Annotated in this window: 27 protein-coding genes; 16 read left to right on the top strand and 11 right to left on the bottom strand. The window is 71.0% G+C overall.

From position 1 onward, the window contains the following. Positions 1-9: 9 nt before the first annotated feature. From CEY15_RS09225 to CEY15_RS09215, 3 genes are all read right to left on the bottom strand, one after another. The gene (locus CEY15_RS09225; protein WP_095718186.1) at positions 10-1,203 is read right to left on the bottom strand and encodes an FAD-dependent oxidoreductase; all 1,194 of its coding nucleotides are present in this window, start codon (positions 1,201-1,203) and stop codon (positions 10-12) included. A gap of 3 nt (positions 1,204-1,206) precedes the next feature. After that, the gene (locus tag CEY15_RS09220) at positions 1,207-1,470 is read right to left on the bottom strand and encodes a hypothetical protein (protein ID WP_095718185.1); all 264 of its coding nucleotides are present in this window, start codon (positions 1,468-1,470) and stop codon (positions 1,207-1,209) included. 72 nt (positions 1,471-1,542) lie between these two features. After that, complete coding sequence (locus CEY15_RS09215; RefSeq protein ID WP_017837954.1) at positions 1,543-1,842, bottom strand: EthD family reductase; 300 nt, start codon at positions 1,840-1,842, stop codon at positions 1,543-1,545. Between the two features lie 181 nt (positions 1,843-2,023). Between CEY15_RS09215 and CEY15_RS09210 the strand changes: the two genes are divergently transcribed. The 6 genes from CEY15_RS09210 to CEY15_RS09185 all read left to right on the top strand — a co-directional run bounded on the left by CEY15_RS09210 (position 2,024) and on the right by CEY15_RS09185 (position 7,199). Next, positions 2,024-2,500 carry an SRPBCC family protein gene (locus tag CEY15_RS09210; protein WP_017837953.1) on the top strand — a complete coding sequence of 159 codons (477 nt, stop codon included), beginning with the start codon at positions 2,024-2,026 and terminating at the stop codon, positions 2,498-2,500. A gap of 86 nt (positions 2,501-2,586) precedes the next feature. Further along, positions 2,587-3,675: an alpha/beta hydrolase gene (locus CEY15_RS09205; RefSeq protein WP_017837952.1), complete on the top strand. Its 1,089-nt coding sequence runs from the start codon at positions 2,587-2,589 to the stop codon at positions 3,673-3,675. Beyond that, positions 3,672-5,090: a flavin monoamine oxidase family protein gene (locus CEY15_RS09200; protein ID WP_095718184.1), complete on the top strand. Its 1,419-nt coding sequence runs from the start codon at positions 3,672-3,674 to the stop codon at positions 5,088-5,090. Before CEY15_RS09205 ends, CEY15_RS09200 begins: the two co-directional genes overlap by 4 nt. Then, positions 5,087-5,566, top strand: coding sequence for an SRPBCC family protein (locus CEY15_RS09195; RefSeq protein WP_095718183.1), 480 nt, complete (start codon positions 5,087-5,089; stop codon positions 5,564-5,566). Before CEY15_RS09200 ends, CEY15_RS09195 begins: the two co-directional genes overlap by 4 nt. Beyond that, a complete protein-coding gene (locus CEY15_RS09190; protein ID WP_095718265.1) occupies positions 5,566-6,258 on the top strand; it encodes a class II aldolase/adducin family protein in 693 nt (230 codons plus the stop codon). The genes CEY15_RS09195 and CEY15_RS09190 overlap by 1 nt, the downstream gene beginning before the upstream one ends. Beyond that, entirely contained in the window at positions 6,255-7,199 is a 945-nt protein-coding gene (locus CEY15_RS09185) for a carbohydrate kinase family protein (RefSeq protein ID WP_095718182.1), read from the top strand. Before CEY15_RS09190 ends, CEY15_RS09185 begins: the two co-directional genes overlap by 4 nt. 166 nt (positions 7,200-7,365) lie before the next feature. Here the strand turns inward: CEY15_RS09185 and CEY15_RS09180 are convergent, their stop codons facing one another. After that, entirely contained in the window at positions 7,366-7,590 is a 225-nt protein-coding gene (locus CEY15_RS09180) for a hypothetical protein (RefSeq protein WP_017837947.1), read from the bottom strand. A gap of 119 nt (positions 7,591-7,709) precedes the next feature. Here CEY15_RS09180 and CEY15_RS09175 point away from each other — a divergent pair, with 119 nt between their 5' ends. Continuing rightward, a complete protein-coding gene (locus tag CEY15_RS09175) occupies positions 7,710-8,633 on the top strand; it encodes an SDR family oxidoreductase (protein WP_095718181.1) in 924 nt (307 codons plus the stop codon). 224 nt (positions 8,634-8,857) lie between these two features. On the opposite strand, the gene CEY15_RS09170 is transcribed toward CEY15_RS09175, so the two are convergent. The 4 genes from CEY15_RS09170 to CEY15_RS09155 all read right to left on the bottom strand — a co-directional run bounded on the left by CEY15_RS09170 (position 8,858) and on the right by CEY15_RS09155 (position 14,482). Continuing rightward, entirely contained in the window at positions 8,858-9,970 is a 1,113-nt protein-coding gene (locus CEY15_RS09170; RefSeq protein WP_095718180.1) for an NDMA-dependent alcohol dehydrogenase, read from the bottom strand. 93 nt (positions 9,971-10,063) lie between these two features. Then, entirely contained in the window at positions 10,064-11,593 is a 1,530-nt protein-coding gene (locus tag CEY15_RS09165) for an aldehyde dehydrogenase family protein (RefSeq protein ID WP_095718179.1), read from the bottom strand. Positions 11,594-11,694: 101 nt separating this feature from the next. Next, positions 11,695-13,416 carry a helix-turn-helix domain-containing protein gene (locus CEY15_RS09160; protein WP_095718178.1) on the bottom strand — a complete coding sequence of 574 codons (1,722 nt, stop codon included), beginning with the start codon at positions 13,414-13,416 and terminating at the stop codon, positions 11,695-11,697. 127 nt (positions 13,417-13,543) lie between these two features. Next, positions 13,544-14,482, bottom strand: a complete 939-nt coding sequence (locus CEY15_RS09155) for a helix-turn-helix domain-containing protein (RefSeq protein ID WP_095718177.1) — start codon at positions 14,480-14,482, stop codon at positions 13,544-13,546. Between the two features lie 168 nt (positions 14,483-14,650). Here CEY15_RS09155 and cysD point away from each other — a divergent pair, with 168 nt between their 5' ends. From cysD to CEY15_RS09140, 3 genes are all read left to right on the top strand, one after another. Continuing rightward, the gene (cysD, locus tag CEY15_RS09150; RefSeq protein WP_095718176.1) at positions 14,651-15,568 is read left to right on the top strand and encodes a sulfate adenylyltransferase subunit CysD; all 918 of its coding nucleotides are present in this window, start codon (positions 14,651-14,653) and stop codon (positions 15,566-15,568) included. Between the two features lie 86 nt (positions 15,569-15,654). Beyond that, positions 15,655-17,499 (top strand): adenylyl-sulfate kinase, encoded by a 1,845-nt coding sequence (gene cysC, locus CEY15_RS09145; protein ID WP_095718264.1) that lies wholly within the window; start codon positions 15,655-15,657, stop codon positions 17,497-17,499. A gap of 4 nt (positions 17,500-17,503) precedes the next feature. Continuing rightward, entirely contained in the window at positions 17,504-18,421 is a 918-nt protein-coding gene (locus CEY15_RS09140; protein ID WP_095718175.1) for a sulfite exporter TauE/SafE family protein, read from the top strand. 21 nt (positions 18,422-18,442) lie between these two features. Here CEY15_RS09140 and CEY15_RS09135 read toward each other — a convergent pair whose 3' ends face one another. Together CEY15_RS09135 and CEY15_RS09130 are read right to left on the bottom strand one after the other, a co-directional pair. Next, on the bottom strand, positions 18,443-19,333 hold the full coding sequence (locus tag CEY15_RS09135) for a sulfite exporter TauE/SafE family protein (RefSeq protein ID WP_095718174.1): 891 nt from the start codon (positions 19,331-19,333) through the stop codon (positions 18,443-18,445). A 134-nt stretch (positions 19,334-19,467) separates the two neighbouring features. Next, entirely contained in the window at positions 19,468-19,950 is a 483-nt protein-coding gene (locus tag CEY15_RS09130) for an RrF2 family transcriptional regulator (RefSeq protein ID WP_017837937.1), read from the bottom strand. A gap of 157 nt (positions 19,951-20,107) precedes the next feature. Here CEY15_RS09130 and CEY15_RS18130 point away from each other — a divergent pair, with 157 nt between their 5' ends. After that, positions 20,108-20,323, top strand: a complete 216-nt coding sequence (locus CEY15_RS18130; RefSeq protein ID WP_141244233.1) for a hypothetical protein — start codon at positions 20,108-20,110, stop codon at positions 20,321-20,323. 45 nt (positions 20,324-20,368) lie between these two features. Further along, positions 20,369-21,181 (top strand): 3'(2'),5'-bisphosphate nucleotidase CysQ, encoded by an 813-nt coding sequence (locus tag CEY15_RS09125; RefSeq protein ID WP_017837936.1) that lies wholly within the window; start codon positions 20,369-20,371, stop codon positions 21,179-21,181. Between the two features lie 4 nt (positions 21,182-21,185). On the opposite strand, the gene CEY15_RS09120 is transcribed toward CEY15_RS09125, so the two are convergent. Then, entirely contained in the window at positions 21,186-21,581 is a 396-nt protein-coding gene (locus tag CEY15_RS09120; protein WP_017837935.1) for a hypothetical protein, read from the bottom strand. A 165-nt stretch (positions 21,582-21,746) separates the two neighbouring features. On the opposite strand from CEY15_RS09120, the gene CEY15_RS09115 reads away from it, so the two are divergent. The 4 genes from CEY15_RS09115 to rfbA all read left to right on the top strand — a co-directional run bounded on the left by CEY15_RS09115 (position 21,747) and on the right by rfbA (position 25,962). Further along, entirely contained in the window at positions 21,747-22,823 is a 1,077-nt protein-coding gene (locus CEY15_RS09115; RefSeq protein ID WP_095718173.1) for a YihY/virulence factor BrkB family protein, read from the top strand. A gap of 94 nt (positions 22,824-22,917) precedes the next feature. After that, a complete protein-coding gene (locus tag CEY15_RS09110; protein WP_095718172.1) occupies positions 22,918-24,045 on the top strand; it encodes a YhjD/YihY/BrkB family envelope integrity protein in 1,128 nt (375 codons plus the stop codon). Positions 24,046-24,055: 10 nt separating this feature from the next. Continuing rightward, entirely contained in the window at positions 24,056-25,084 is a 1,029-nt protein-coding gene (gene rfbB, locus CEY15_RS09105; protein WP_095718171.1) for a dTDP-glucose 4,6-dehydratase, read from the top strand. Next, positions 25,081-25,962: a glucose-1-phosphate thymidylyltransferase RfbA gene (gene rfbA / locus CEY15_RS09100; protein ID WP_095718170.1), complete on the top strand. Its 882-nt coding sequence runs from the start codon at positions 25,081-25,083 to the stop codon at positions 25,960-25,962. The genes rfbB and rfbA overlap by 4 nt, the downstream gene beginning before the upstream one ends. Positions 25,963-25,991 lie beyond the last annotated feature (29 nt).

Below are 25,991 nucleotides of genomic sequence, written 5' to 3'. Positions count from 1 at the left end.
ACCCCGTTCTCAGACCCGTCCGCGCAGCAGCTTCCGGAAGTAGAGGACCGGCTGGAGATAGCGGTCGAACGCGTACGTCGAGCGCCTGGGGACGGTCAGGTCGATCCCGGGGATCTCGGGCGCCGGCCGTCCGTCCCGGTCGTGCTCGGCCAGCATCAGGCGGTCCCGGCCCACGGCGATCGGGATGATCGTGTAGCCGTCGTATCGCGACCCCGGACCACCGTCCCGGGCCGCGCGGAGGTTGTCGGCGACCACCGCCACCTGGGGACGTAAGGCCCCGCCGGACGGGCGGGTGCCGGCGGCGGCGGCGTCGCCCAGGCCCCAGACCGAGTCGACGCGGGCGTGGCTCAAGCGCTGGGGATCCACCTCGACGAGCCCGGCTTCGCCCCCGTCCGACAACCCGGCCCGGGCGATGAACTCCGGTGCCCGGCTCAGTGGCGTGACGTAGGTCAGGTCGACGTGCTCGATCGTCGTGGACACGGCGCCGGCCAGGGTGACGGTGCGCGCGTGGTGATCCACGGCGGCGACGTCGGACCGCTCGTGGACGGTGATGCCGTACTCCCGGACGAGTGGGAGCAGGTGCGAGTCGCACGGTTCGAGTCCGAGCAGACCTCCGAACGGGGTGACCAGGTGCACCTCGATCCGGTCGAGCACCTTCTCGCGTCGCCACCGGTCGCACGCGAGGAACATGGCCTTGAGCACGGTCCCGCCGCAGGAGGCGGGCTCCGGCGGTACCGAGAAAACCACGGACCCCTCGCGGAGGCGGATCAGCGCGGCACACGCGCGACCGGCGTACTCGGGCACGTGGGCGGATGCCGCCCACCCGGCGACGTACGCCTTGTCCAGCCCGGGGATCGCGTCCCACCGCGGGGTCAGGCCGGGGCAGACGACCAGGTTCTCGTAGCCCACCGTGGGGCCCTGTTCGCGCGGACCGAGCGTCACGGTCCGGGCATCGGTGTCCACCCGCCCGGCGGGGTGGGGCAGGAGCTGTACACCGGAGGGGACGACGCTCGTCATCGCCCGTTCGTACCGCCTCATCTGGGCCAGGCCGGCGGCGGCGTAGTTGAGCATCGGCCTGTACCGGTGGACGGGGGCCGGGTCGACGAGCGCGATGCTCTCTCGACCGTCCCGGCGCAGGCGCGCAGCCAGGGAGATCCCGGCGTTGCCCGCTCCGATGATCACGGTGTCGAACGCGGCGGACATGGGTCAGACCGTCACTGCGTAACCCACGAGCCCGATGACCAGAAGAAGGACGATGGCGACGATGACGATGATCGGGATGTACGCCCCCTTCTTGGACGGGGACGGGGTGGGGCTCTGCTGTTCCATCGGCCCCTGCTTCCCGGTGGCGCTGTCGGACTGCATCGACGTCGAATCGGAGTCCGGGGTCTGCGGGCCGTCGGGCGAGCCGCCGCTGTCGAGATCGGGGGTCTGGCCGGGGTCGGGGTCGGAGGGCCGTGCGTGGGTCATGAGGCGCCTTTCGTAGCGGTGGGTCCACCACGCTATGGCGTCACCCGGACGCCCTCCACCGGTCGGGCCGGTCTACTCCGTGGAGCCCACCAGCATCGTCGGCGTGACCCCGAGGTTCGCGACGTCCGCCGCCAGCGCCCGGCCCTCCTCGGTGGACATCGCGGTCCCCATCGCCTCGGAGTCCGCGAAGGACAACTGGGCCATCAGATGGAACCCCGGCGCGGAACCGTCCGGGCCGGGGAAGAAGCGCGTGACCTTGGTGTCCTCGAGGCCGGGAACCGCGCGGGCGAGGGGGATGTGTGTCCCGAAGTAGTGCTCGTCGAACTTCTCGACGTCGTCGGGGGTGGCGTAGAGGACGGTGAGGGTGATCAAGGGGGGTCCTTTCCAGAAAGTGCTCATCTCCGGTCGTCCGGGTGCACCGGAGATGATGCCGTAATCGGCCGGGTTCGTGGCGGAACCCGCGCGTACGGTGGTCGGCAGACAGGCCCGCCGACCCGAGTCGTGTCGTGGTCTGACTCGTCATCGACGTCTCCCCGAGAGGACCGGCCCACCCATGACCTCCATCACCACCGTCGACCGCGGCCCCCGCGTCGTCGCCCGGCGCGTCGTCGTCAACGCCCCCGCCGACGAGCTCTTCGCCCTGGTCAACGATCCCACGAAACACGGGCTCGTCGACGGGTCGGGGACCGTCCGCGACAACGTCACGGGCCCGGCCGCCCTGTCCGAGGGGGCGACGTTCACCACGAAGATGCGCATGTACGGCGTCCCGTACCGCATCACCTCCACCGTCACCGAGCACGTCGATACCCCGGTGCTCAAGGTCGTCGAATGGGCGCATCCCGCGGGACACCGCTGGCGGTGGGAGTTCACCCCGACCGCGGACGGGCGGACCGAGGTCACCGAGAGCTTCGACAACCGTCAGTCGAAGATCGGCAGGGTCATGGAGCGCGTCGGGATGGCGCGGAAGAACGCGGAGGGGATCACCCAGACGCTCTCGCGGTTGGCGGCGAAGTACGACTCGGCCGGCTGACGATCCGCGGGAAGTACTGGACGTTCGTCCAAGTTAGGTTTACGGTGGTCGGACCCCACGTTCGGTCCCGCAGAATCGAGTGCCCCATGACCACCGCTCACAGGCCCCTCGGGGAACGCGTGCTCCGCCGCGTCATCCGCCTCATCGGCGCGGCGCCCGCCCCGGTCCAGCGGCTGATCGCCGGGCCTCCCATCCGGGTGGACGGGCAGGAACTCGGGCTCGAAGCCCAGGTGGGCACGCGGCTGTTGAACCTGGGGGTGTCGGAGACCTTCGAGCAACTCCCGCTGGAACGGGGGAGGGAACAGATCGCGGGAGAAGCCTTCGTCTTCGGTCACCAGACCCCGGTCGAGACCGTCCGTCCGCTCACCATCCCCGGCCCCCACGGCCCGATCCCCGCCCGGCTGTACCGGCCAGCGGGGATCGAGGGGCCGAGCGCCGCCCTGGTCTATCTCCACGGCGGCGGGTGGGTCCTGGGAAACCTCGACTCGGGGGACTCGGTGGCCCGATTCCTCGCCGCGCACACGCCGCTGACCGTCATCTCGATCGACTACCGGCTCGCCCCGGAGCACCCGTTCCCCGGGGGCCTGGAGGACGTCCTCGCGGCGTTCGCGCACATCGTCGGGCACGCCGAGGAGTATGACCTGGACCCCCGGGCCATCGCGATCGGCGGCGAGAGCGCCGGCGGGAACCTCGCCGCGGTGGCGTCGCTGCACCGGGCACCCGGGTGGACCCCGCCGGCCATGCAGGTGCTCTTCAACCCGGTGACGGACCTGTCCACCAAGCACCGGTCCTACGAGCTGTTCGGTCGCGGGTTCTTCCTCACCGAGGCCCAGATGGACTGGTACAAGTCCCACTACCTCACCGAGCCCGACCAGGCCCTGGACCCGCGCGTCTCGCCCCTCCTCGCCGACGAGCTCGGCCACGCGCCGCCGGCCTATGTCGTGGTGGCCGGATTCGACGTGCTGCGCGACGAGGGCGAACGCTACGCGGCCGCCCTGTCCGAGGCGGGCGTCGACGTGACCCTCCGACGTCACAGTGGCCATGTGCACGGCCTGATCAACGCCACGGGCGTGGGCCACGCCGCCCGGGACGCGCTGCTCGAAGCGGTGGGCGTCCTCCACACCCGCCTGGTCGCGCGCACCGCCACCGACCTGTCCCCCGGGGGCGAGGGGTGAGCGCCGGCGTCGACGTCATCGTGGTCGGCGCGGGACTGGCGGGACTCACCGCCGCGCGGCGGCTCGTCGAGGCGGGACGTACGGTCCGTGTGCTCGAGGCGCGGGACCGGGTCGGCGGACGCACGCTCAACCACGTGCTCGACGACGGACAGGTGGTCGAGGCGGGAGGGCAGTTCGTCGGGCCCACCCAGGACCATGTGCTGGGGCTCGCCGAGGAACTCGGGGTGCAGACGTTCCCCGCCAACACCCTCGGCGACACCGTCTACGTCCACGGTTCGCGCAGTCGACGGTTCCGCGGCGACATCCCGCCGGACCGCCTCGCACTCGCCGACATCGCCCTGGCGACCACCCGACTGGGCCGCACGAGTGGCGAGATCGATGTGGCAGCGCCGTGGGAGCACCCCGACGCGCGCCGCCTGGACGAGCAGAGCCTGGCCACCTGGCTGCGCCGCGGCGCGATCGGTTCCGGCGGCGTCGAGCTGGTCGAGGTCCTCCTCGGGTCGGCGTTCGGGGCGGCGGCGTCCGAGACCTCCGCGCTGTCCGCCCTGGCGTACATCGCGGGTGCGGGTGACGAGATCCACCGCGGCTCGCTGGACCGGATGATCAGCGTGGCCGGTGGTGCCCAGGAATCCCGGTTCGTCGGCGGGTCGCAGCTGATCTCGCAGCTCATGGCCGAGGAACTGGGAGACGACGTCACCCTCGGCGCCCCGGCCCGGCGGATCGATCACCACGCCACCGGGGTCACCGTCACCACCGACGCGGGGGTCTTCCACGGTGATCAGGTCATCGTCGCCGTCCCGCCCCACCTCGCGGCCGAGATCGAGTGGAGTCCGCAGTTGCCCGCCCACCAGGACGCGCTGTTCCGCAGGATGACCTTCGGCACGCTCATGAAGTGCGAGGCCGTCTACGAGCGCCCGTTCTGGCGGGAGGACGGACTCTCCGGTCAGGGCGTCTTCCGTGGGGGCGGCCAGCCGGTGTGCTCGATGTTCGACAACACCCCGCCGAGCGGGTCGCCCGGGATCCTCATGGGATTCGTCGGGGGCGCGGGGTGGCGGACGTGGGCTCCACGGTCCGCGAGGCAGCGGGGCGGAGCGGTGCTCCAGAGCTTCGCCCGGGTGGTGGGCCCCGCCGCCCTGGCGCCCGTGGGGTACTTCGAGAAGGACTGGACCGCGGAGCGCTGGACCCGGGGTGGCCCGACCGCGGTCCTGGGCCCCGGGGTCCTCACCACGCTCGGGCGCTGGCGCGACCGGCCGCTCGACAGCCCGCCCAGCACCCCGCACAGCAGCCCGCACAGCCGTGTGCACTGGGCCGGCGCCGAACACTCCGACTACTGGAACGGTTACATGGACGGAGCCGTCCGCTCCGGACAGGCCGCCGCCCGCGCCGCGATCGCACACTCAGGAGGACTCTCGTGACCCGTCTGACCGTCTCCGTACAACAGCGACTGGCCGCCCCGGTCGAGGACATCTGGGCCGTCATCGACGACACCGCCCGGTACGCCGAGTGGGTCGACGGTGTCCTGGAGGTCACCGCCCACCACGGGACGGCGACCGTCGGCGAGACCTACTCCGAGCACAACCGGACGCTCGGGCCGCTCACGACGCGGTCGGTGTGGACGGTCGGGACGATCGAGCCGCACTCACTCAGGGTGGACTCCGGGACCGGTTTCGCACCGCTGCACGACATGGTCAACACCTTCCGCTTCGAGCCGCTCGGCACGGCGGCCACCCTGATGACCTACAGAGTCGACTGCCGGGTCGGCCTCGGCCCCCTCGGTCGTCTCCTCGCCCCCGTCCTCAGGTCGACGCTCACCGGCCAGTTCCGCCGGTCCATGGCGACGCTCGAGGACGTGGTGCTCGCCGAACGCGGCATCGACCAGGCCGGTGGATGATGACGACGACGGGGTCGCCCCGGGCAGGTGAGCAGTCGTCACGGGGTCGCGAGGAGGTCGCCGCGACCGCCAGGCGGTTGGCCGCTGAGGGCGTGCTCATCGGCACCGCCGGCAACGTCTCGGCCCGCGTGGGCGACGGGCTGGTCGCCGTGACGGGCACCGGGGTGGTGCTGGCCGACTGCCGCGCCGACGACGTCACCGTGGTGGACGCGACCGGGGAGCACGTCGACGGCCGACTCGCGCCGACGTCCGAGCTCGGCCTGCATCTGGGCATCTACGCCCGCACGCAGGCGCAGGCCGTCGTCCACACCCACGCCCCCTTCTCCACCGCCGTCGCCTGCGTGGCCGGGATGGACGCGCTGCCCGTGCTCCACTACCAGCAGCTGCTGCTGGGCGGGGAGATCCGGGTGGCGCCCTACGCCACGTTCGGCACCCCTGAGCTCGCCGACCTCGTCGTGGACGCCCTGCGCGACCGGCAGGCGGTCCTCATGGCCAACCACGGCTCGGTGGCGGTGGGATCCTCCCTCGACAAGGCCCTCGACAACGCACTGCTGCTCGAGTGGCTGGCGGCCCTGCACGTCCGCGCGAGTGGGATGGGCACGCCGCGGGCCCTCACCGGGGCGCAGCAACACGACGCGGTCGTCCAGGCGATCACCCTCCAGTACGGAACCACCAAGGAGCACCCGCAATGACCGACATCTCCTCCATGACCATCGCGACGGTCGGGGTGCACGTCCTCGACGTCCACGCGATCGGGATCGACTCCATCCCGGAGGGCTCTGCCGGCGCCCTGGTGGACACCATCGCCTTCTCCCCGGCCGGCACCGCCGGGGGCACGGCAGTGGTGCTCAGCCGGCTGGGGGCCGGGGTCCGCAGCATCGGCGCGGTCGGCGCCGACTCCATCGGACGCACCCTGACGGCCCTGCTGGGCGACGAGGGCGTGGACGTCGGTGGGCTCGTGACCAAGACCGATGCGCAGACGTCCGCGTCGGTGATCCCCGTGCGCCCCAACGGGGACCGCCCCGCGTGGCACTGCATCGGCGCGAACGGCGCGTTCACCCTGGACGACCTCGACGACGACGCGCTCGAGGGGCTCACGCACCTGCATCTGGGCGGGCCCGAGTTCCTGGGCGGCCCGGCGGCGGGCGAACTGCTCGCCCGTGCCCGCGGCAAGGGGATCACCACGTCGGTCGACGTGCTCGCCGACGGCGACCCGGGCATGCTCGAGTGGATCGCCGACGCCCTGCCGCACGTGGACTACCTCCTGCCCAACGACGACCAGGTCCGCGGCTTCACCGGCGCCGAGTCGCTGGCGGAGGGGGCGCGCATGCTGATCGAGCGGGGGGTGTCGTGCGTGGCCCTCACCGCGGGCGCCGACGGCGCGCTCGTCGTCACACCGGACGAGGCCCTCGCGGTCCCCGCCTTCCCGATCGACGTCGTCGACACCACCGGCTGCGGGGACTCGTTCTCGGCCGGCTTCCTGGTGGGGCGTCATCTCGGTCGCGATCTGCGGGAGTCCGCGGTGCTCGGCTGCGCGGTCGCGGCGCAGGTTGCCCAGGGGCTCGGCACCACCGCAGGCAGCTACGACCTGGAGTCCGTGGTCGAGTTCGCCCGATCGGCGTCGGCGGGCTGAGCCAGGCGGGCTGAGCCCGGCGGGCCAATCCGTGACGCGATTGGCTGACCGCGACGCGAACGGCTGACCGCGACGCGAACGGGCCGACCCCCCTGGGCGTCGTGATGGGGGAGTCGGCCCGTCGTGCTCGGCCGAGTGGCCGGAGGTCTTCTGCCGGTGTGGCAGATCAGGCCACGCCGGTGCCCTCGTCGGCTGCGGGGGAGGTGTTGGTGCCGCCGTCGTTGATCTCGAAGCGGGTCCACTCACCGTCCATGTCGACCTCCATGGCGTACCCGAGAGCGTCGTCGGGCACCTCCACGGTCTTGAACCAGTCGTAGGCCTTGGTGTCGTCAGCGAATTCCTTCTCCTCGATGACGTTCTGCTCGGGATCGATCACGCGGTAACGGGGCATGCCCACTCCTTCGGTTCGGTTGACGTCTGTCGTGCCCGCATTGTGGGTGATTCCGGGCCCACTCGCATCCGGTCGCCGGAGGCGTACGGTCGGGAGTCCAGACGACCAGGGAGGCATCCGTGACCACCGATCCGACACTTCAACCCTCTGACCAGTCCGGGGACACCGGTCTCGTCGACCCGACGGCGAAGTACCAGATCGAGGTGCCGATTCAGCAGCAGCCGGTTCCGGGGTTGGCCTCCGAGTTGGATCCGCCCGCCGACCACGGGGAGGACACCTACGTCGGCCACGGTCGGCTCACCGGGCGGCGGGCGCTGATCACCGGTGGCGACTCCGGGATCGGCCGCGCGGTGGCCATCGCCTACGCACGGGAGGGTGCCGACGTGGCGATCGGCTACCTGCCCTCGGAGCAGTCCGACGCCGACGACGTGGCCGAGCTCGTGCGCGCGGCCGGGCGGACCTGCGTCCTGCTCCCCGGCGATGTCGGGGACGAGGCCGTCGCGCGCGGGATCGTCCGCGACGCCGTCGCCGGTCTCGGCGGGCTGGACGTGCTCGTGCTCAACGCCGCACGGCAGACCTTCGTCGAGCACCTCGAGGACCTGACCTCCGAGCAGTGGGCAGAGACGATGAACGTCAACATCTCGGCCCCGTTCTGGATGATGCAGGAGGCGCTGGGGCACCTGCAGCCCGGGTCGAGCGTGATCTTCACCTCGTCGGTGCAGGCGTACACGCCGTCGCCGGGTCTCGTGGACTACGCCACCTCGCGCGCTGCGGTCAACACCATGTCCAAGTCGCTCGCGCAGCAGCTCGCGCCGCGCGGTATCCGCGTCAACGCCGTCGCACCCGGGCCGTTCTGGACCGCGCTGCAGGTGAGCGGCGGGCAGAAGCCCGAGAAGCTGCCGACCTTCGGGCACAAGAACCCGCTGGGCCGGCCCGGGCAGCCGGTCGAGATGGCGGGCGCGTACGTCTACCTGGCCTCTGACGAGTCCTCGTACACCACCGGGAACACGCTCTCGGTCACCGGCGGCGCCCCCACGCCCTGAGCCGGCCCAACGCAGCCGCACGCCGGGATGGCGTCTCGCGTGAGCCGCGGTGCGGGCGAGACGCCATCCCGGCGTGCGGCTGTGCGCTGACCTGGCAGGCGCTCGCGCGAGACGCCATCTGCGGGAGCGCCTGCCCGCCATTCCTTCGCCAACGACTGCGCGCGCCACCCCGGGATCGGGGCGGCGCGCACAGTCGTTGGCCGCGGCGGTCGGGCGGTGCCGGGTCAGGCGTCGTGGATGATCACGCCGCGCATGATCTTCCCGTCCTGCAGGTCCTGGTATCCCTCGTTGACCTGGTCGAGCGAGTAGGTCGTGGTGATGAGCTCGTCCAGCTTGAGCTTGCCCTCGTCGTACAGGCGCAGCAGCTTGACGATGTCGTACTGCGGGTTGGCCGAGCCGAAGAGGGTGCCCGTGATGGTCTTTCCGAAGAGGGCCATCATCGTGCCGTTGACCTGCACGGTGTTCTCCGTCATGTTGCCCAGTCCGGTGATCACCACCCTGCCGCCCTTGCCGATCACGTCGAAGGCGCTCGAGACAACCTTCTCCTCGACGGTGCCCACCAGGATGAGCGCCTGGTCCGCCATCTGGCCCCAGGTGAGCTTCTCCACCTCGGCGTGGGCCTCGGCGGCGTCGGCGAACGCGTGGGTGGCGCCGAACTTCAGGGCCTCGTCGCGCTTGAACTGGACGGGGTCCACCACCACCACGTGACGGGCCCCCGAGTGCACGGCGCCCTGGACGGCGTTGATGCCGAGCCCGCCGATCCCGTAGATCACCACGGTGTCGCCCTGGCGCACGTTGCCCGCGTAGGTGGCGGTGCCCCAGCCGGAGGGCACGCCGCAGCCCACCAGGACGGCCTTGTCGAGCGGCAGCCAGTCGTCGACCTTGACCACCGAGTGCTGCGAGATCACCGAGCGCTCGGAGAAGGTGCCGAGCATGCACATGGCGCCGAACTCCTTGCCGTCCGCCCGGAAGCGGAAGGTGCCGTCGGGCATGTGGCCGTCGAGGATGGTCGCACCCATGTCGCACAGGTTCTGGCGCCCGGTCGAGCAGTACCGGCAGGTGCCGCAGTTGGGGATGAAGGAGCACACCACATGGTCGCCGGGCTTGACCTTGGTCACCCCCACGCCCACGGCCTCGATGACGCCGGCACCCTCGTGTCCGCCGACGATCGGGAAGCGCGGCGGGAGGGAGCCGTCGGACAGGTGTAGGTCGGAGTGGCACAGGCCCGCGGCCGTGTACTTGATCAGGACCTCGCCGGGGCCGGGATCGTCGAGGTCGAGCTCGATGATCTCGAACGGCTTGTGGAGGTCGAACAGTACTGCTGCCTTGGTCTTCACGGCGGTGTTCCTTTCGGGAAGCGGGGAGCGGAGAGCGGAGACTGGGTGAGGTGTCGGGGGAGGGGGGTGTGTCGCGTATGGCACGCGGCCGGGTCAGAGCTGGATGTTGACCGACCTGGTCTGGGTGTAGAGGTCGAGAGCGCCCTGGCCCAGCTCGCGGCCCCACCCGGACTGCTTGAAGCCGCCGAACGGCATGGCGGTGTCGAAGCCGTTGTACTGGTTGACCCACACCGAGCCGGCGTGGAGGCGGCTGGCGACCTGGTGGGCCTTGGAGATGTCCTTGGTCCAGACCCCGGCGGCCAGTCCGTAGATCGAGTCGTTGGCCTGACGGACCGCGTCGTCGACGTCGGTGAAGCGCAGGGCCGAGACGACGGGGCCGAAGATCTCGTCCGTGACCACCCGGTGATCGGGCTCGACGTCCACGAACACGGTCGGTTGGACGAAGTAACCGGTCTCGCCGTGTCGGCCGCCGCCGGTCAGGGCCCGCCCGCCGTCCTCGATGCCGGCGCGCAGGTAGTACGAGACCTTGTCGAACTGGTCCTGGTCGACGAGCGGGCCGAGCTCGGTTGCGGGGTCCAGTCCGTGCCCGATGGTGGCCTGGGAGGCGGCGTCGGCGACGGCCTGGGTGAACTTCTCGTAGATGGAGTCCTCGACGTAGAGGCGGGTGCCGGCGGTGCAGGCCTGTCCGTGGTTGAACATCCACGCGGCCACGGAGCCGGCCACGGCGGCGTCGAAGTCGCAGTCGGCAAAGACGATGTTGGCGCTCTTGCCGCCCAGTTCGAGGGAGACCTTCTTGAGGTTGCCCTTGGCGGCGTCGACGATGAGCTTGCCCACCTCGGTGGAGCCGGTGAAGGCCACCTTGTCCACGCCGTCGTGGGCGGAGATGGCCGCGCCGGCGTCGCCGAAGCCGGTGACGATGTTGACCACGCCGGCAGGTACCCCGGCCTCGGCGACGATCTCGCCGAGCAGCAGCGCGGTCAGTGGCGTCTGCTCGGCGGGCTTGAGGACCAGGGTGTTGCCGGTGGCCAGGGCGGGGGCGAGCTTCCATGCGGCCATGAGCAGGGGGAAGTTCCACGGGATGATCTGTCCGCACACGCCCACGGGGACGCGCTGGGTGTAGGCGTGGAACTGCTTGTCGCCGGCGAACGGCATCGACACGTTGACCGTGGAGCCCTCGATCTTGGTGGACCAGCCGGCGTAGTAGCGGAACACGTCGGCCGCCCAGGCCACGTCCACGGCGGTGGCGATGGCGGCGGACTTGCCGTTGTCGAGGGCCTCGATCTGGCCGAGCATCTCGGCCTTGGCGTCCAGCAGGTCTCCGATGCGCCACAGGATCTGCTCCCGCTGGTTGGGCTTCATGGTGGCCCAGGCGCCGTCGTCGAAGGCGCGGCGGGCGGCGGCGACGGCCCGGTCCACGTCCTCGGGTCCGCCGTGCGCGACCTGGGTGATCTCGGCCCCGGTGGCGGGGTCGTTGGTCCCGAAGGTGCGGCCGTCCGCGGCGTCGACCCACTGCCCGTCGATGAACAGCTGGTGCGGGCGGCCGAGGAAGTCGCGGGCCTCGGCGCCGAGCCGCTCGTCGACCTGGGTGGTGGTGCCGCTGCCCCGGGAGAGTGTGCCGGTCATGTCTGTCCTCCAAAGATCCCGACCGGCTCGGGTGTGAGTCCGGTCACAACCCATCATGGGGTCGTGGGCGGGGCCCGGAGTGTTCAGTTTCTGGACACCTTCTAGGACAGTCCGAACTCCCGCATGCGGGCGTAGAGGGTGGTCCGGCTGATGCCCAGGCGCTTGGCCGCGCGGGCGCGCACACCGTCGCAGTCCGCCAACGCGGCCACGATCGCGTCGTACTCGCCCCGGGCGAGTTCACCGGCCCGCGGCGGCCGTGTGGAGCGGGCGTAGGAGGGCAGCGAGTCCACATCGAGGGTGGCCAGCCCCCTGCTCGCGGTCCGGGTGAGGCAGTCCGCCAGGACCGACCTCAGGGACACCAGGCCGTTGGGCAGGTCCAGCGCACAGACGGCCTCCGCGAAGCGGACAGTGACGGCCGGGGCCCCGAGTCCGCGTGCGGCGGCGAGGTCCGCGACCATCCGGCGGACGATCCCTCCGCCCTCCTCGCCGCGCTCGTGCAACGGTCGCAGGACGGTCCGCGCCCCGCACACGTCCAGCACCTCCGTCACCGCGGGGCGGGGGTCCTCGCGACTGGTGACGACGACGAGGGCGTCTCCAGCGGATCCCAGGCGTGCTGCCAGGCGGCGCAGATCGGCGTCCTCCAGGAGGTCGATGTCGTCCAGGACCAGCGGTCGGCCCCGGGTGCCGAGTTCGCGTAGAGCCGGGACCGCCAGCTCGCGCCACGCCGCGTCCGCGCTGTCCGCGTGGGCGAGTCGGACGTGCACGGCGTCGGGGCCGGCGATCGTCGTCGCCGTCGTCGTCCTGCCCGACCCGGACGGACCGACCACGGCGTGGGATCGGGTCGTGGCGCCGACACCGTCCCCCGTCTCGAGACCGTCGCCCGCAGGGAGACCGTCTCCCCCGTCGAGACCGTCCTCGCCACCGACGTCGCGTCCGGCACCGACAGCGGGCGGGGACGACGTGCCCGGGGTGGGCGTGGGGTGCTGCTCGGGGAACGTCAGGTCGAGCAGGTGGCCGCGTCGGCCGACCCGGCTGGACAGCACCCGTACGGTCCCCACCGAGAGTTCCACGGCGTCGCCCATCTCGTCCTGCTCCGCCAGCCGCCGGAGCCGGGCGAGGTCCCGGGAGTCCAGTCTCTCCAGGCTCGAGTGCGAGGCCAGCACCACCTCGTCACCGAACGCGCAGGTGGCCGTGTCGGAGGAGCGGGTGCGCTCGACGAAGCGGCGCCAGAGTTCCCGGTCGTCCGCGCGGGCGGTGTCGACGTAGCGGGCCTCGATGTCCGCGACGATCTTCCGCACGAACGGGGCGAACATGCGGGAGGCGTCGGCACTCATCCCCGTCAGATCCACCGCCCCGACCAGGCGGCGGGTGAGCGGGTCGATGATCGGGTGTCCGTAGCAGGCGAAGTCCCGCAGGGACTCGGCGAAGTGCTGCTCGCCGTGGATGAACACCCCGGCCCGGGTCTCGAGCGCCGTGCCGATGCCGTTGTTGCCCACCGCGTCCTCGGTCAGGGTGGCACCGTCGTCCACCCCTCGTTTGAGAAGCATGCGCGCGATGCGCGTGCTGTCGCGCACCGAGCGGATGACCCGGCCCTCGCGGTCGGCGAGCAGGAGCATGGCCCCGGTGTCCTTGAGGACGTCGTCGAGGTCGTCCATCACCGGGCGCGCGGCCTCGGCGAGTCGGTGGGACCGCGACGCGAGCGGGTCGGGGGCGCCGGGGCGGGCGCTCTTCGGTGTCAGTCCGCACGAGGCGGACCGCCGCCAGGACAGGTCCACGGGGTCCTCGCCGGGCGCGACGGAGGGGGAGTGGACGGTCTGGGTCACGGGGCACCTCCGGCCGGACAAGGGGTGTGACCCACACCATACGCGCGCGGTGCGTGGAGCAGATCCGGGGCTCAGGGCGGTGCACGGTTCGGCGGCACGGTTCGGCGGCACCGTTCAGTGGCACGGTTCAGTTGCTCCGGGCGGCGTGGGCCGGGTGCACCAGATGCGAGGGGAGCGAGGGCACCCGGGCGGGGCGCGGATGGGCGGCGAGGCGGGAGGAGACCTCGTCCGCGCACCGTGTCACCGCCTCGACCGCCCGCCCCACGGCCCTGCCGGTCATGCGGCGACCCGGGGTCACCGCCACCGATCCGATCACCCGGCCGTCTGTCCGCAGCACGGGGGCGGACACCGAGGCCACGGCGAGGTCGGCGGCGGCGGAGAGCTCGGCGTCGGTCACGTCGATCTCGGACAGTTCCACGAACAGTTCGGAGACCCGGTCGCGCACGAGGGCTCCCACGCCCGAGGACTCCAGGGAGTCGGCCATCCGGAGCAGTTCGCGGCGCGCCGGCGTGAGGCGCTCGATGGACCAGCCACGCCGCGCGATCTGCGGCATCACAAGTTCCAACCGTTCCCTGGCCGCCTCGGTGAGCCCGCCGGAATCCGAGAGCCACCGCCGTTGGTCGACCACCGGAAGTCGGGCGACGAGCTCACGGGCGAAGGGTGCCCGCACCGGGACGACGTGGCCCACCGCGATGTCCGGTCGCGAGGCGGTGCGCATGCCCGCCCCCACCACGTCCACGACCTCGCTCATGCCGTCGCGCGTCTCGAACACCACGGCGGCGATCCCCGTGTCGTCGACGAGCCGCTCCAGGGGCTGACGGGCGGCCCGGGCCAGGTCGACCTCGGCGGACAGCGACGCGGCGACCGAGCGCATCCGGGGCCCGGCGCGCCACCCGCCCTCGAGCTTCTCGGCCCACTGCTCGTCCTGCATCTCGGCGAGCACGGCGTGCAGGGTCGAGCGACTGGCCCCGGTGGCCCGGGCGATCTCGGCGAGGGGCAACGGCGGGCCCTCGATCGACAGCGCCTCGATCACGGAGAGTACACGGTGGGTGGGTTCGTGTCGCATATCCGACAGCCTATGTCGACATGCGGACGATCTGCCCGGGATTGCCGTCTCCGAGATGTAAATCGGGCCGCTCGGGGAGCACGATGGTCTCCGAGCCGGACCGCAGACAGACCTGTCTGCGGTCTGCTGTCCGGTCACGCCGGACGAGCCCACGACATTGGAGGTCGCATGACAGCGAGGACGGCGGTGACGCTCTCGCACCTCGACGCACTCGAGGCCGAGTCCGTCCACATCTTCCGCGAGGTAGCCGCGCAGTTCGAACGTCCGGGGATGCTGTTCTCCGGCGGCAAGGACTCCGTGGTGATGTTCCACCTGGCGCGCAAGGCGTTCTGGCCCGCGCCCATGCCGTTCCCGCTCATGCACGTCGACACCGGTCACAACTTCGACGAGGTCATCGAGTACCGGGACCGGGTGGTCGAGGAGACCGGGGTCCAGCTGCTCGTGTCGTACGTCCAGGACGACATCGACGCCGGCCGCGTGGTCGAGGAGACGGGCGTCGGCACCAGCCGTAACCGACTCCAGACCGCCGCCCTGCTGCGCGGCATCCAGGAGAACCGCTTCGACGCCGTGTTCGGCGGCGCCCGCCGCGACGAGGAGAAGGCCCGCGCCAAGGAGCGCGTCTTCTCCTTCCGTGACGCGTTCGGCGCCTGGGACCCGCGCGCACAGCGCCCCGAGCTGTGGAAGCTGTACAACGGCAACCACCGCAAGGGCGAGCACATCCGGGTGTTCCCGCTGTCCAACTGGACCGAGCTGGACATCTGGCAGTACATCGAGCGGGAGGACATCGACCTGCCGCCGATCTACTACGCGCACCAGCGCGAGGTGATCGAGCGCGACGGGATGCTCCTGGCCAAGACGCGGTTCCTCGAGACCCTCCCGGGCGAGGAGGCGCGCACCGAGCTCGTCCGTTTCCGCACCGTCGGCGACGCCACCTGCACCGGGTGTGTGGAGTCCGACGCCGCCGACAACGCCGCCGTCGTGGCCGAGGTCGCGGGGACCCGCGTCACCGAGCGCGGCGCCACCCGTGCCGACGACCGGATCTCCGAGGCCGGCATGGAAGACCGCAAGAAGGAAGGCTACTTCTGATGAGCTCCGCCACCACGGCATCGTCCGCGACCAGCGGGCCGACGCTCGCCACCGCCTCGACTCTCACCCCGGAGCAGTTGAGCACCATGTCCGAGCACGCCCAGCTGCTGCGCATCGCCACCGCGGGGTCGGTCGACGACGGCAAGTCGACCCTCATCGGGCGTCTGCTCTACGACTCCAAGGGGATATTCGAGGACCAGCTCGCCTCGATCGAGGCCACCTCGGCCAAGCGCGGTGACGAGTACACCGACCTCGCGCTGCTCACCGACGGGCTGCGCTCCGAGCGCGAGCAGGGCATCACGATCGACGTGGCATACCGCTACTTCTCGAGCCCGCGCCGCAAGTTCATCATCGCCGACACCCCGGGCCACGTGCAGTACACGCGCAACATGGTCACCGGTGCGTCGACGGCCGACGTGGCGATCATCCTCGTCGACGCCCGCAAGGGGGTGCTCGAGCAGACCCGCCGGCACGCGTTCCTGTCCGCGCTCCTGGGCATCCCGCGCCTGGTCGTGGCCGTCAACAAGATGGATCTGGTCGACTACGACGAGGCCATCTTCGAGGCCATCCGCACCGAGTTCACCGACTTCGCGGCCAAGCTCGAGGTCCACGACGTGACGTTCGTCCCGCTGTCCGCCCTCAAGGGTGACAACGTGGTGGACCGGTCCGAGGCCATGCCCTGGTACACGGGCCCGGCCCTGCTCGACCACCTCGAGAACGTGCACATCGCGTCGGACCGCAACCTCACCGACGTCCGGTTCCCGGTGCAGTACGTGATCCGCCCCCAGCGGGCCGACGGCCTGGACCACCGGTCCTTCGCCGGCACCGTCGCCGGGGGGATCATGAAGGTCGACGACGAGGTGGTGGTCATGCCGTCCGGTCGGCAGTCGACCATCAAGGCCATCTGGGGCCCGGGCGGCGCCGAGCTCGACGAGGCGGCGGCGCCGGCCGCGGTGACCATCGCGCTCAACGACGAGATCGACATCGTCCGCGGCGAGATGATCGCCCGGCCCGGCAACCGGCCGCACCAGGGCACCGAGCTCGAGGCGATGGTCTGCTGGTTCGCCGACGACTCGACTCTCACGCCCAACAAGCGGTACGTCGTCAAGCACACCACCCGCGACACCAAGGCGATCGTCACGGGCCTGGAGTACCGGCTGGACGTCAACACCCTGCACCGCGACCCCGACTCCACCGAACTGGGGCTCAACGAGATCGGGCGCATCGGCCTGCGCACCCAGACGCCGTTGATGTACGACCCCTACCGCCGCAACCGGGACACCGGGGCGTTCATCCTCGTGGACGAGCTGTCCGGCAACACCGTGGGCGCGGGCATGATCATCGGGCCCGCCACCACCGGGTCCAACGTGGTCTGGCACGCCGGCGCCGTCCAGCGCGGCGACCGCGGGCAGGGCCGCACGCTGTGGCTCACGGGCCTGTCGGGTTCGGGCAAGTCCACGGTCGCCTCCGAGGTGGAGCGGTTGCTCATCGAGTCCGGCCACCCGGCCTACATCCTCGACGGGGACAACCTGCGGCACGGCCTCAACGCCGACCTCGGGTTCTCGGCCGAGGACCGGGCGGAGAACATCCGTCGCACCGCGGAGGTGGCCGCGCTGTTCGCCGATGCCGGCGTCGTCGTCATCTGTTCCCTCATCTCCCCGATGCGCGCCGACCGCGACGCCGCGCGCAGTGTCCACTCCGCGGCCGACCTGCCCTTCACCGAGGTGTTCGTGGACACGCCGTTGGCCGAGTGCGAGGCGCGCGACCCCAAGGGGCTCTACGCCAAGGCGCGGGCCGGCGAGATCCCGGAGTTCACCGGCGTCTCCGCGCCGTACGAGCCGCCGCTGACCCCCGACCTGCACATCCGTCCGGAGGACGGCACCGCGGAAGAGGTGGCACAGCGGATCGTCAGTTCGATCCTGGGCGTCTGAGCGGGTGCCCGAGGCGCTCTGGTCCTACGACTCACTGGGGCTGCTGGTCGTCAGCGCGGTGATCGGCGTGGTCATAGGTCTGACGGGGATGGGCGGCGGGGCGTTGATGACGCCCGCGCTCATCCTCGTGGGGATCCCTCCCACCGCCGCCGTGGCCAACGATCTGGTGGTCAACGCGGTGAACAAGGTCATCGGCGCCGGCGTCCACTGGAAGCACGGCGAACCCAACCTGAAGATCGCGTTCTGGTTGATCCTGGGCTCGGTCCCGACCGCGTACCTGGGGGCCTGGCTGGTGCACGCGGTGGGAGCCGATGACGTGCAGGGGCTGTTGAAGAAGGCCATCGGCGGGACGCTCCTCGTGGCCTCCTCCGCCTACTTCCTGCGCGCGTTCTTCGAGATGGCCGGCAAGATCCGTAGGGGCAGCGACCCGAACCCGCCCGTCAAGCCGCTCATCACCCTGCTGGTCGGAGTGATCGGCGGACTGATGGTGGGCATCACCTCGGTGGGCTCCGGCACGGTCATCATGATGTGCATCATGCTGCTGTACCCGACCCTGGCCGCGCTGCGGCTGGTGGGCACCGACCTCGTGCAGGCGGTCCCGCTGGTGATCGCGGCGGCCATCGGGCACGTGATGGTGACCGGCGTCGACTGGGCCCTGCTGGTGCCGTTGCTGATCGGTGGGTCGATCGGGACGTTCTTCGGCTCCCGGGTCGCCGGCCGGGTGCCGCAGGGCCTGATACGGCGGGGCATCACCATCGTGTTGGCGGTCACCGCCTCGGCGATGCTCGGGGCGTCGCCGCCTCTGATCGGTGTGATCGCCCTGGTGCTGGTGACGGGCGGGCCGCTCGTCTGGCGGGCGCTGGTGCGCAGGTACTCGGTGCATCTCGGCGACCCGGCAGCGCAGGACCGCGCCCGCGCCTGACTCGCGCACAGGGCGGGCCGCTCAGGAGGCGGTGACGAGCTCCGGATCGGGTGTCCGCTCGCGGCGGACGGCGCGCACCGCGTGGACCACCAGCGCGATCCACACCAGGAACAGGGTCCCGAGCACGGGTCCGATCACGATCGCCGGTGCACCGGCAGCGCTGAGCAGGGTGAAGGTGTTGGTGATGATGATGAGGCCACCCGCGGCCGTGCCCAGGACCCGGGCCGACATGTGCCGGACCATCCAGGCGGCGAACGGAGCGGCGATCACGCCACCGACGAGCAGCGCGGCGGCGAACGCCCAGTTGATGCCCGAGGCACCGAGCCCGAAGAGGAATCCGATGGAGGCGCTCACCGCCACCACGAATTCGGAGGCGCTGATCGATCCGACCACCTTGCGCGGTTCCACCCGGCCGGAGGAGAGCAGGGTGGTGGTCCCGACCGGGCCCCATCCGCCGCCGCCGAAGGCGTCGAGGGTTCCGCCGACGAAGCCGAGTGGCACCAGGAAGCGCGCCGAGATCTGGCCCGAGAACTGGGGCCGCCTGCCCCCGAGCCGCAGGAAGCGGTAGAGGACGTAGAACCCCAGCGCGAGCAGGAGCGAGGCGACGATGGGCTTGGCGGTCGCGCTGGACAACGACGACAGGGCCGTGGCGCCGATGAAGGCGCCCACCGCGCCCGGGCCCGCGAGGATCGCCACGATGCGCCAGTCCACGTTCCCGAACTTGTGGTGGGAGACGCCGGACGCGAGGGTGGTGCCGATCTGGGCGAAGTGCACGGCTGCCGACGCGGCCGCGGGGGCGATCCCGGCGGCCACGAGGATGGTCGTCGAGGTGACGCCGTATCCCATGCCGAGCGAGCCGTCGACCAGCTGGGCGAGCAGTCCGGCGAAGCCGAGGATGATCAGGGTGGGCACGAGGGGGGTCCTCCGGCGCGGGTCGGCAAACAGTAGGGCATTAAACATAGTAGTTCAGTAGACTTTAGCAGCGACGCCTGGTGTTGGCCACCACGGTGGGCCGGTAGGTCAGCAGCAGAGGTGGGGCCCTACGGTCACCGGGGTTCCCAGGCGTCCTGGTCGAGGGTGAGGGCGTGGACGTCGCCCGGTAGCCGCCCCTCGGCGAGGTCGGCGAGGGACACCGCGTCCATGACCCGCCGCAGGGACGCCCTCGACGCGATCCACACGTGCTGGAGGACGGCCGCGCGCTCGTTGTAGTCGACCGCCTCGGGGCGCACGTCGTAGACGCTGACGAGCGGGCCGTCGACGGCACGGAGGACGTCGGCGACGCTGACGGCGGCCGCGTCCTGGGCGAGCGTCCACCCACCGGTCTTGCCCCGGCGGCTGGCCACGATGCCCGCCCGGCGCAGGTCCGACAGGATCGATTGCAGGAAGCCGTGCGGGATGTCCTGCAGTCGCCCCAGCTCCTCGGCGCTGATCGGATTCTCGCGGGGGGTGTCGCCGCTGTGCGACCGCTGGGCGGTCGCGAGTTCGACGAGCGCTCGAAGCGCGTAGTCCGATTTCGCGGTGACCCTCATGGGAACAGTCTCCCATGTGGGCGGATCTCCGGATCGGCCGCGGACCGGGGTGGAGGAGCGGCGCCGGAGAGTCTGGCGGGCGTCAACATGAGAGTTTTGTGACACAATGGCCGAATTCGCGCCGGTTCAGGGTCGGCGCCCTGCTCCGAGGAGCGATATGAACGAGGCGGATGAGCGGACCTGCTACGTCCACGAGACCTCCGACGGCGCCGTCTGGGGCTGCCGTCGTTGTGGCGCGACCAGCGGCACGCTGCCTTCGCGAGGCGCGGCGCGGGTCGCCGCCGACGCCCACCGTTGCCCGGATGAGCCGGCCCGCGTGGTCCGGGAGTACGGGAGCAGCCGACGTCGGGGCCTGCGTATGCGCCGGCGATAGTCGTCCCGCATCCGCTGCCGCATCGGGCCTTCTACTGTGGAGGTCATGACAGCACCCACGCGTTCCTCTGATCAGCAGCTCGCCGTCGACCTCGCCGCGGATGCCGGTCGCCTGTTGGTGGAGCTCCGGTCGTCGGGGCCCACCAAGCGCGAACTGGGAGACCTCGGGGACCGCCGCGCCAACGCCCTGCTCCTCGAGCGTCTCGCCGTCGAACGGCCCGATGACTCGGTGTTGTCGGAGGAGTCGAGTGACGACCTGGCCCGCGTCGACGCCGACCGTGTGTGGATCATCGATCCCGTCGACGGCACGCGGGAGTACGGGCTCGGCGACCGTCCGGACTGGGCCGTCCATGTGGCGCTGTGGGAGCGGTCCGGGGACCCCGCACGAGCGCGGCTGACCGCCGCCGCCGTCTCGCTCCCGGCGCTCGGGGTGGTGATGGGGGTCGACGACGACGAGGTCTACGCGCCGCCCGTGGGCAACGGCGGGGTGGACGGGGGTGGCCTCCTCCCGCCACGCTCGGGCTCGCGGCCGAGAATCGTGCTCTCGGCCTCCCGCCCGCCGGCGTTCGCGGAGGCGGTCGCGGAGTCCGTGGGCGGGGATCTGGTGCCCCTCGGCTCGGCCGGCGCCAAGGTCGCGGCCGTGGTGCGCGGGGAGGCCGACGCCTACATCCACGCGGGCGGCCAGTACCAGTGGGACTCGGCCGCTCCGGCGGGCGTGGCTCTGGCGAGGGGGTTCGTCGCGGTGCGGGTGGACGGCTCCCCGCTGGAGTACAACGTCGCCGAGACCTACCTGCCGGACCTGGTGGTGTGCCGCTCGGACCTGGCCGGGGCGATCCTGGAGGCCATCGCGTCGGCGTGAGGGGTCACTTGCTGGTGATCAGGGCCCCCGCGATGGCCGCCATGAACACGTCCTTGGCCAGGCTCATGCCCTCCTGGGACGGGCGGACGCCGTCGGCCTCGGTCATCGAGGGGTTGCGGAAGTACATCGACAGCAGACCTGCCGAGAAGGTTCCGAGTGCGGCGCCGGCGAGGCGCGGCGACACGAACGGCGTGAGCAGAGCCGCGCCGATACCGATCTCGGAGTAGGAGACGAACTTCCCGAACGTGTCCGGTTCCATCGTGGTCACCTGCGGTACCCCGGTGGCGGCGAAGCCCTGCAGTCCCTGGGCGGCCTCGGTGGGCAGGTCGCGCTTGGACAGGCCCGAGTTGAGGACGAACGCGCCGGTGACTCCGCGGAGGATGGCGTTGGACAGGCTCATGGAATGCTCCTGAGAGGTCGGGGTCGCGTGTGCTGCGACACAGGTGAAGTCACGCTTTGGTGATGTGGCACCGACGAGGGTAACGCACATGACCGGCACGTCACCCCCGGTGGAGATCGACCCCAGAGGATGCGCGCGGGGGTCACCGGTGGAACAGTTACCTGCATGAGCGCGAACAGCACCCGAGACATCACCGACAAGCCCGACCCGGAGGCCGACCCCGATTCGGGCAAACCCGAGTCGCCCACCTCGCTGAAGGCGGGCACCTGGAAGATCGGTCTCACGCGCGCCGCCGCGGAGTTCTCCAAGGACAAGTGCACGGACCTGGCCGCCGCGCTGACCTACTTCGCGGTGCTCTCGATCTTTCCCGCACTGTTGGCGGTGGTGTCGCTGCTCGGTGTGTTCGGTCAGGGGCAGGAGACCGTCAACGCCGTGATGGACCTGTTCGAGGGCGCCGCGCCGGAGGAGACGCTCGCCGCGCTCCGCGGGCCGATCGAGTCTCTGGTCAACACCCCTGCCGCTGGCCTCGCCCTCGTCACCGGCCTGCTGGGCGCGCTCTGGACGGCGTCCGGGTACGTGGGTGCCTTCGGGCGGGCCATGAACCGCATCTACGAGGTCGAGGAGGGTCGGCCCTTCTGGAAGCTCAAGCCCGCCATGCTGCTGTTGACCGCCGTGCTCCTCCTCCTGGTCTGCCTGGCCGGACTCATGCTCGTCGTCAGCGGACCGATCGCCGCCTGGGTGGGTGACCTCGTGGGCCTCGGCGACACCGCGGTGGCCGTATGGGGCATCGCTAAGTGGCCGGCGCTGATCCTCGTCGTCGTCGTGATCCTCGCCTCGCTCTACGGGTTCGCGCCCAACGTCAAGCAGCCGAAGTTCCGGTGGGTCTCCCTCGGTGCGATCGTGGCGCTGCTGGTCTGGGCCGTCGCCACCGCAGGGTTCGTGTTCTACGTGTCCAACTTCTCCAGCTACAACGCCACGTACGGGTCGCTGGCCGGCGTCATCATCTTCCTGCTCTGGCTCTGGATCACCAACAACGCGCTGCTGTTCGGGGCCGAGGTCGACGCCGAGGTCGAACGGGCCCGCGAGCTGCAGGCCGGAATGCACGCCGAGGAGACCATCCAGCTGCCGCCGCGCGACACCGCAGCCAGCGACAAGGCCGAGGAGAAGCGACAGAAGACCATCGACGAGTCCGCTGATATCCGTCGCGAGGCCCAGGCCGAGCAGGCGCGCGAGTCCCACTGAACCCGTCACCGAGCCCCGTCACTTAGCCTCCTCACTGAGCCCGGTGCCGCGCGGCGGGAGGCGCGCCGCACTGTCGAGCGGCCACAATCGGTGTATGAACTCCTCCGGCGGCACCGCGCCGACCGCCCGACGCCGTCTCCGCACCGTTCGCCTGGTGCTCGAACGCTCGGTGGGTGAGTTCTTCCGCGACCGGGGCCCCGACCAGGCGGGGGCGCTCACCTTCTACGGTGTCCTCTCGCTCTTCCCCGCACTCCTGGTGGTGGTCTCGCTGCTCGGGGTGTTCGGTCAGGGGGCCAGTACGGTCGACGCCCTCATGGGCATGCTGTCCGACATCGCCCCGGAGGAGATACTGGATCCGATCCGGGACCCGGTCGAGGCGGTCGTCACCACGCAGGCCGCCGGGACGGCGCTCGTGGTGGGTGCGGTGATCGCGCTGTGGACCGCGTCCCGCTACGTCCGCGCGCTGGGCCGGGCGATGAACCTGGTGTTCGGGATCGAGGAGGGGCGCCCGCCGTGGCGGCTGCTGCCCGTCGGTCTGCTGCTCACGGCGTTGCTCGTCGTCCTCGTCGCAGTCGGCGGACTGGCGCTGGTGTTCACCGGGCCCATCGCCGAGACCGTGGGCGGGTGGATCGGGTTGGGTGAGACGGCTCTGGCCGTGTGGGGTCTGGCCAAGTGGCCCGCGGCCCTCGTCTCCGCGGTTCTCGCGCTGGCGATCCTCTATCGATTCGCGCCCAACGTGGCCGGACGGAAGTTCCACTGGGTGTCCCTCGGGGCGGCCGCTGCGTTGCTCATCATGGGAGTCGCCACCGCCGGGTTCGGCTTCTTCGTCTCCCATTTCGGCAACTTCAACCGCTCCTATGGTTCCCTCGCCGGGATCATCGTGTTCCTGGTCTGGCTGTGGCTGGTCAACATGGCGGTGCTCTACGGCGCACGTCTGGACACCGAGGTGCTGCGGATCCGCCAGCTCCGGTCCGGCATCCCGGCAGAGGAGAACGTGCGGGTCACCCCGCGGGACACCACCGCGAGCGACTTCTTCGCTCGCAGGCGGGCCAGGATGCTCGAGGAGTACCGCGGCCTCCGACGCGAGCCGGATCCCGCGGGGACGGCCAAGCCGGAGCCCGTGGGGACGGCCGAGCCGGAGCCCGTGGGGACGGCCGAGCCGGAGCCCGTGGGGACGGTCGAGCCCGAGGAGCCCACTGAGGCGGCACGGCTGCGACGGTAGGGTTGGTGGCATGCGCCTCGTCGTCACCGGGGGAGCCGGGTTCATCGGCGCCAATTTCGTCCACACGGTCATCCGCGAGCGCCCGGACGCCCACGTCACCGTGCTGGACGCCATGACCTACGCGGCCAACCGGGCGAGCCTGTCCGATCTCCCCGCGGACCGCGTCGACCTGGTGGAGGGCGACTGCGCGGTCCCCGGTGTCGTCGACGATCTGGTCTCGCAGCTCGCGGGACCGAAGGACACGGTGGTGCATTTCGCCGCCGAGAGCCACAACGACAACTCGCTCGCCGGCCCGGGGCCCTTCGTCCACTCCAACATCGTGGGCACCTACCAGGTGCTCGAGGCGTGCCGCCTCCACGACGTGCGTCTGCACCACGTCTCGACCGACGAGGTCTACGGCGATTTGCAACTGGACGATCCGGCCAAGTTCACCCCGGCCACCGCCTACAACCCGTCGAGCCCGTACTCGGCCACCAAGGCCGGTGCGGACATGCTGGTGCGTGCATGGGTACGGAGTTTCGGCGTGCGCGCCACGATCAGCAACTGCTCCAACAACTACGGCCCGTACCAGCACGTGGAGAAGTTCATCCCGCGGCAGATCACCAACCTGCTGACCGGGCAGCGCCCCCGCCTCTACGGAAGTGGGGCCAACGTCAGGGACTGGATCCACGTGGACGACCACAACTCGGCCGTCCTGCGGATCCTGGCCGGTGGCGAGCGGGGCCGCACCTACCTCATCGGGGCCGACGGCGAACACTCCAACCTGCAGGTCATGCAGATGATCTGCGAGCTCATGGGCGCCACCGGCACGGACGGCGATCCCGGTTTCGACCACGTCACCGATCGTCCCGGCCACGACCTGCGCTACGCGATCGACGCCACCGCCACCCGCGAGGAGCTCGGGTGGGAGCCGCAGCACACCGACCTCCGGGACGGGTTGCGCCGAACGATCGAGTGGTACCGCGAGAACCGCGACTGGTGGGAGCCGGTCAAGGAGCGCGTCGAGGCCAGGTACGCGCAGACGGAGAAGGTGCTGTGAAGGGCATCGTCCTGGCCGGCGGCAGCGGCACCCGTCTGCGCCCGCTCACGGTGGCCACCAGCAAGCAGCTCATGCCCGTCTACGACAAGCCGATGATCTACTACCCGCTGTCCACGCTCATGCTGGCGGGCATCCACGACATCCTGCTCATCACCACGCCCGAGGACGCGCCGCAGTTCCGGCGGCTTCTGGGCGACGGCACCCAGTTCGGCATCACCCTGAGCTACGTGGAGCAGGCCGCCCCCGAGGGGCTGGCGCAGGCGTTCGTCCTGGGAGCGGACCACATCGGCGACGAGGCGGTGGCGCTGATCCTGGGCGACAACATCTTCTACGGTCCCGGGATGGGGAACCAGCTCCGTCGGTTCGCCGACCTCGACGGCGGGGCCGTGTTCGCCTACCGCGTGTCCAATCCGGGCGACTACGGGGTGATCGATTTCGACTCGGACGGTCGCGCGATCAGTCTCGAGGAGAAGCCTCAGAACCCGTCCTCCGACTTCGCCGTCCCGGGCCTCTACTTCTACAGTGCCGACGTGGTGGAGGTGGCGCGGAACCTGGAGAAGTCGCCGCGCGGCGAGTACGAGATCACGGATGTCAACCGCCACTACCTGGAGGAGGGCCGGCTGCAGGTCGAGGTCCTCCCGCGGGGTACGGCGTGGCTGGACACCGGCACCCACGACTCGCTGCTCGACGCGGGCAACTACGTCCGGACCATCGAGGACCGGCAGGGCCTGAAGATCGGCTGCCCGGAGGAGGTGGCGTGGCGGATGGGGTATCTCGACGACGACGAGCTCACCGGCCGGGCCCACGATCTCGCGAAGTCGGGCTACGGCGCGTACCTCCTCGACGTGCTCCGCCGCGAGAAGGGGCGGCACCAGTGAGCGCCGGCGGTCCGGGAGGAGCGGATGCA

The organism is Dietzia natronolimnaea, from assembly GCF_002289575.1.
Lineage (GTDB): Bacteria > Actinomycetota > Actinomycetes > Mycobacteriales > Mycobacteriaceae > Dietzia > Dietzia natronolimnaea_A.
This window is presented reverse-complemented; position numbering and strand designations above follow the sequence as displayed.

Excerpts from the sequence above, each read along its gene's own strand:
- CEY15_RS09120 (WP_017837935.1), bottom strand. The coding sequence starts at position 21,581 with ATGAGCCTGTCCAACGCCATCCTCCGCGGAGTCACCGGCGCGTTCGTC.
- CEY15_RS09190 (WP_095718265.1), top strand. The coding sequence starts at position 5,566 with ATGACGACGACGGGGTCGCCCCGGGCAGGTGAGCAGTCGTCACGGGGT.
- CEY15_RS09225 (WP_095718186.1), bottom strand. The coding sequence starts at position 1,203 with ATGTCCGCCGCGTTCGACACCGTGATCATCGGAGCGGGCAACGCCGGG.
- CEY15_RS18130 (WP_141244233.1), top strand. The coding sequence starts at position 20,108 with ATGAACGAGGCGGATGAGCGGACCTGCTACGTCCACGAGACCTCCGAC.
- CEY15_RS09130 (WP_017837937.1), bottom strand. The coding sequence starts at position 19,950 with ATGAGGGTCACCGCGAAATCGGACTACGCGCTTCGAGCGCTCGTCGAA.
- CEY15_RS09110 (WP_095718172.1), top strand. The coding sequence starts at position 22,918 with ATGAACTCCTCCGGCGGCACCGCGCCGACCGCCCGACGCCGTCTCCGC.
- cysD (WP_095718176.1), top strand. The coding sequence starts at position 14,651 with ATGACAGCGAGGACGGCGGTGACGCTCTCGCACCTCGACGCACTCGAG.
- CEY15_RS09220 (WP_095718185.1), bottom strand. The coding sequence starts at position 1,470 with ATGACCCACGCACGGCCCTCCGACCCCGACCCCGGCCAGACCCCCGAT.
- CEY15_RS09205 (WP_017837952.1), top strand. The coding sequence starts at position 2,587 with ATGACCACCGCTCACAGGCCCCTCGGGGAACGCGTGCTCCGCCGCGTC.
- CEY15_RS09125 (WP_017837936.1), top strand. The coding sequence starts at position 20,369 with ATGACAGCACCCACGCGTTCCTCTGATCAGCAGCTCGCCGTCGACCTC.
- CEY15_RS09115 (WP_095718173.1), top strand. The coding sequence starts at position 21,747 with ATGAGCGCGAACAGCACCCGAGACATCACCGACAAGCCCGACCCGGAG.
- CEY15_RS09165 (WP_095718179.1), bottom strand. The coding sequence starts at position 11,593 with ATGACCGGCACACTCTCCCGGGGCAGCGGCACCACCACCCAGGTCGAC.
- rfbB (WP_095718171.1), top strand. The coding sequence starts at position 24,056 with ATGCGCCTCGTCGTCACCGGGGGAGCCGGGTTCATCGGCGCCAATTTC.
- CEY15_RS09180 (WP_017837947.1), bottom strand. The coding sequence starts at position 7,590 with ATGCCCCGTTACCGCGTGATCGATCCCGAGCAGAACGTCATCGAGGAG.
- CEY15_RS09210 (WP_017837953.1), top strand. The coding sequence starts at position 2,024 with ATGACCTCCATCACCACCGTCGACCGCGGCCCCCGCGTCGTCGCCCGG.
- cysC (WP_095718264.1), top strand. The coding sequence starts at position 15,655 with ATGTCCGAGCACGCCCAGCTGCTGCGCATCGCCACCGCGGGGTCGGTC.
- CEY15_RS09155 (WP_095718177.1), bottom strand. The coding sequence starts at position 14,482 with ATGCGACACGAACCCACCCACCGTGTACTCTCCGTGATCGAGGCGCTG.
- CEY15_RS09185 (WP_095718182.1), top strand. The coding sequence starts at position 6,255 with ATGACCGACATCTCCTCCATGACCATCGCGACGGTCGGGGTGCACGTC.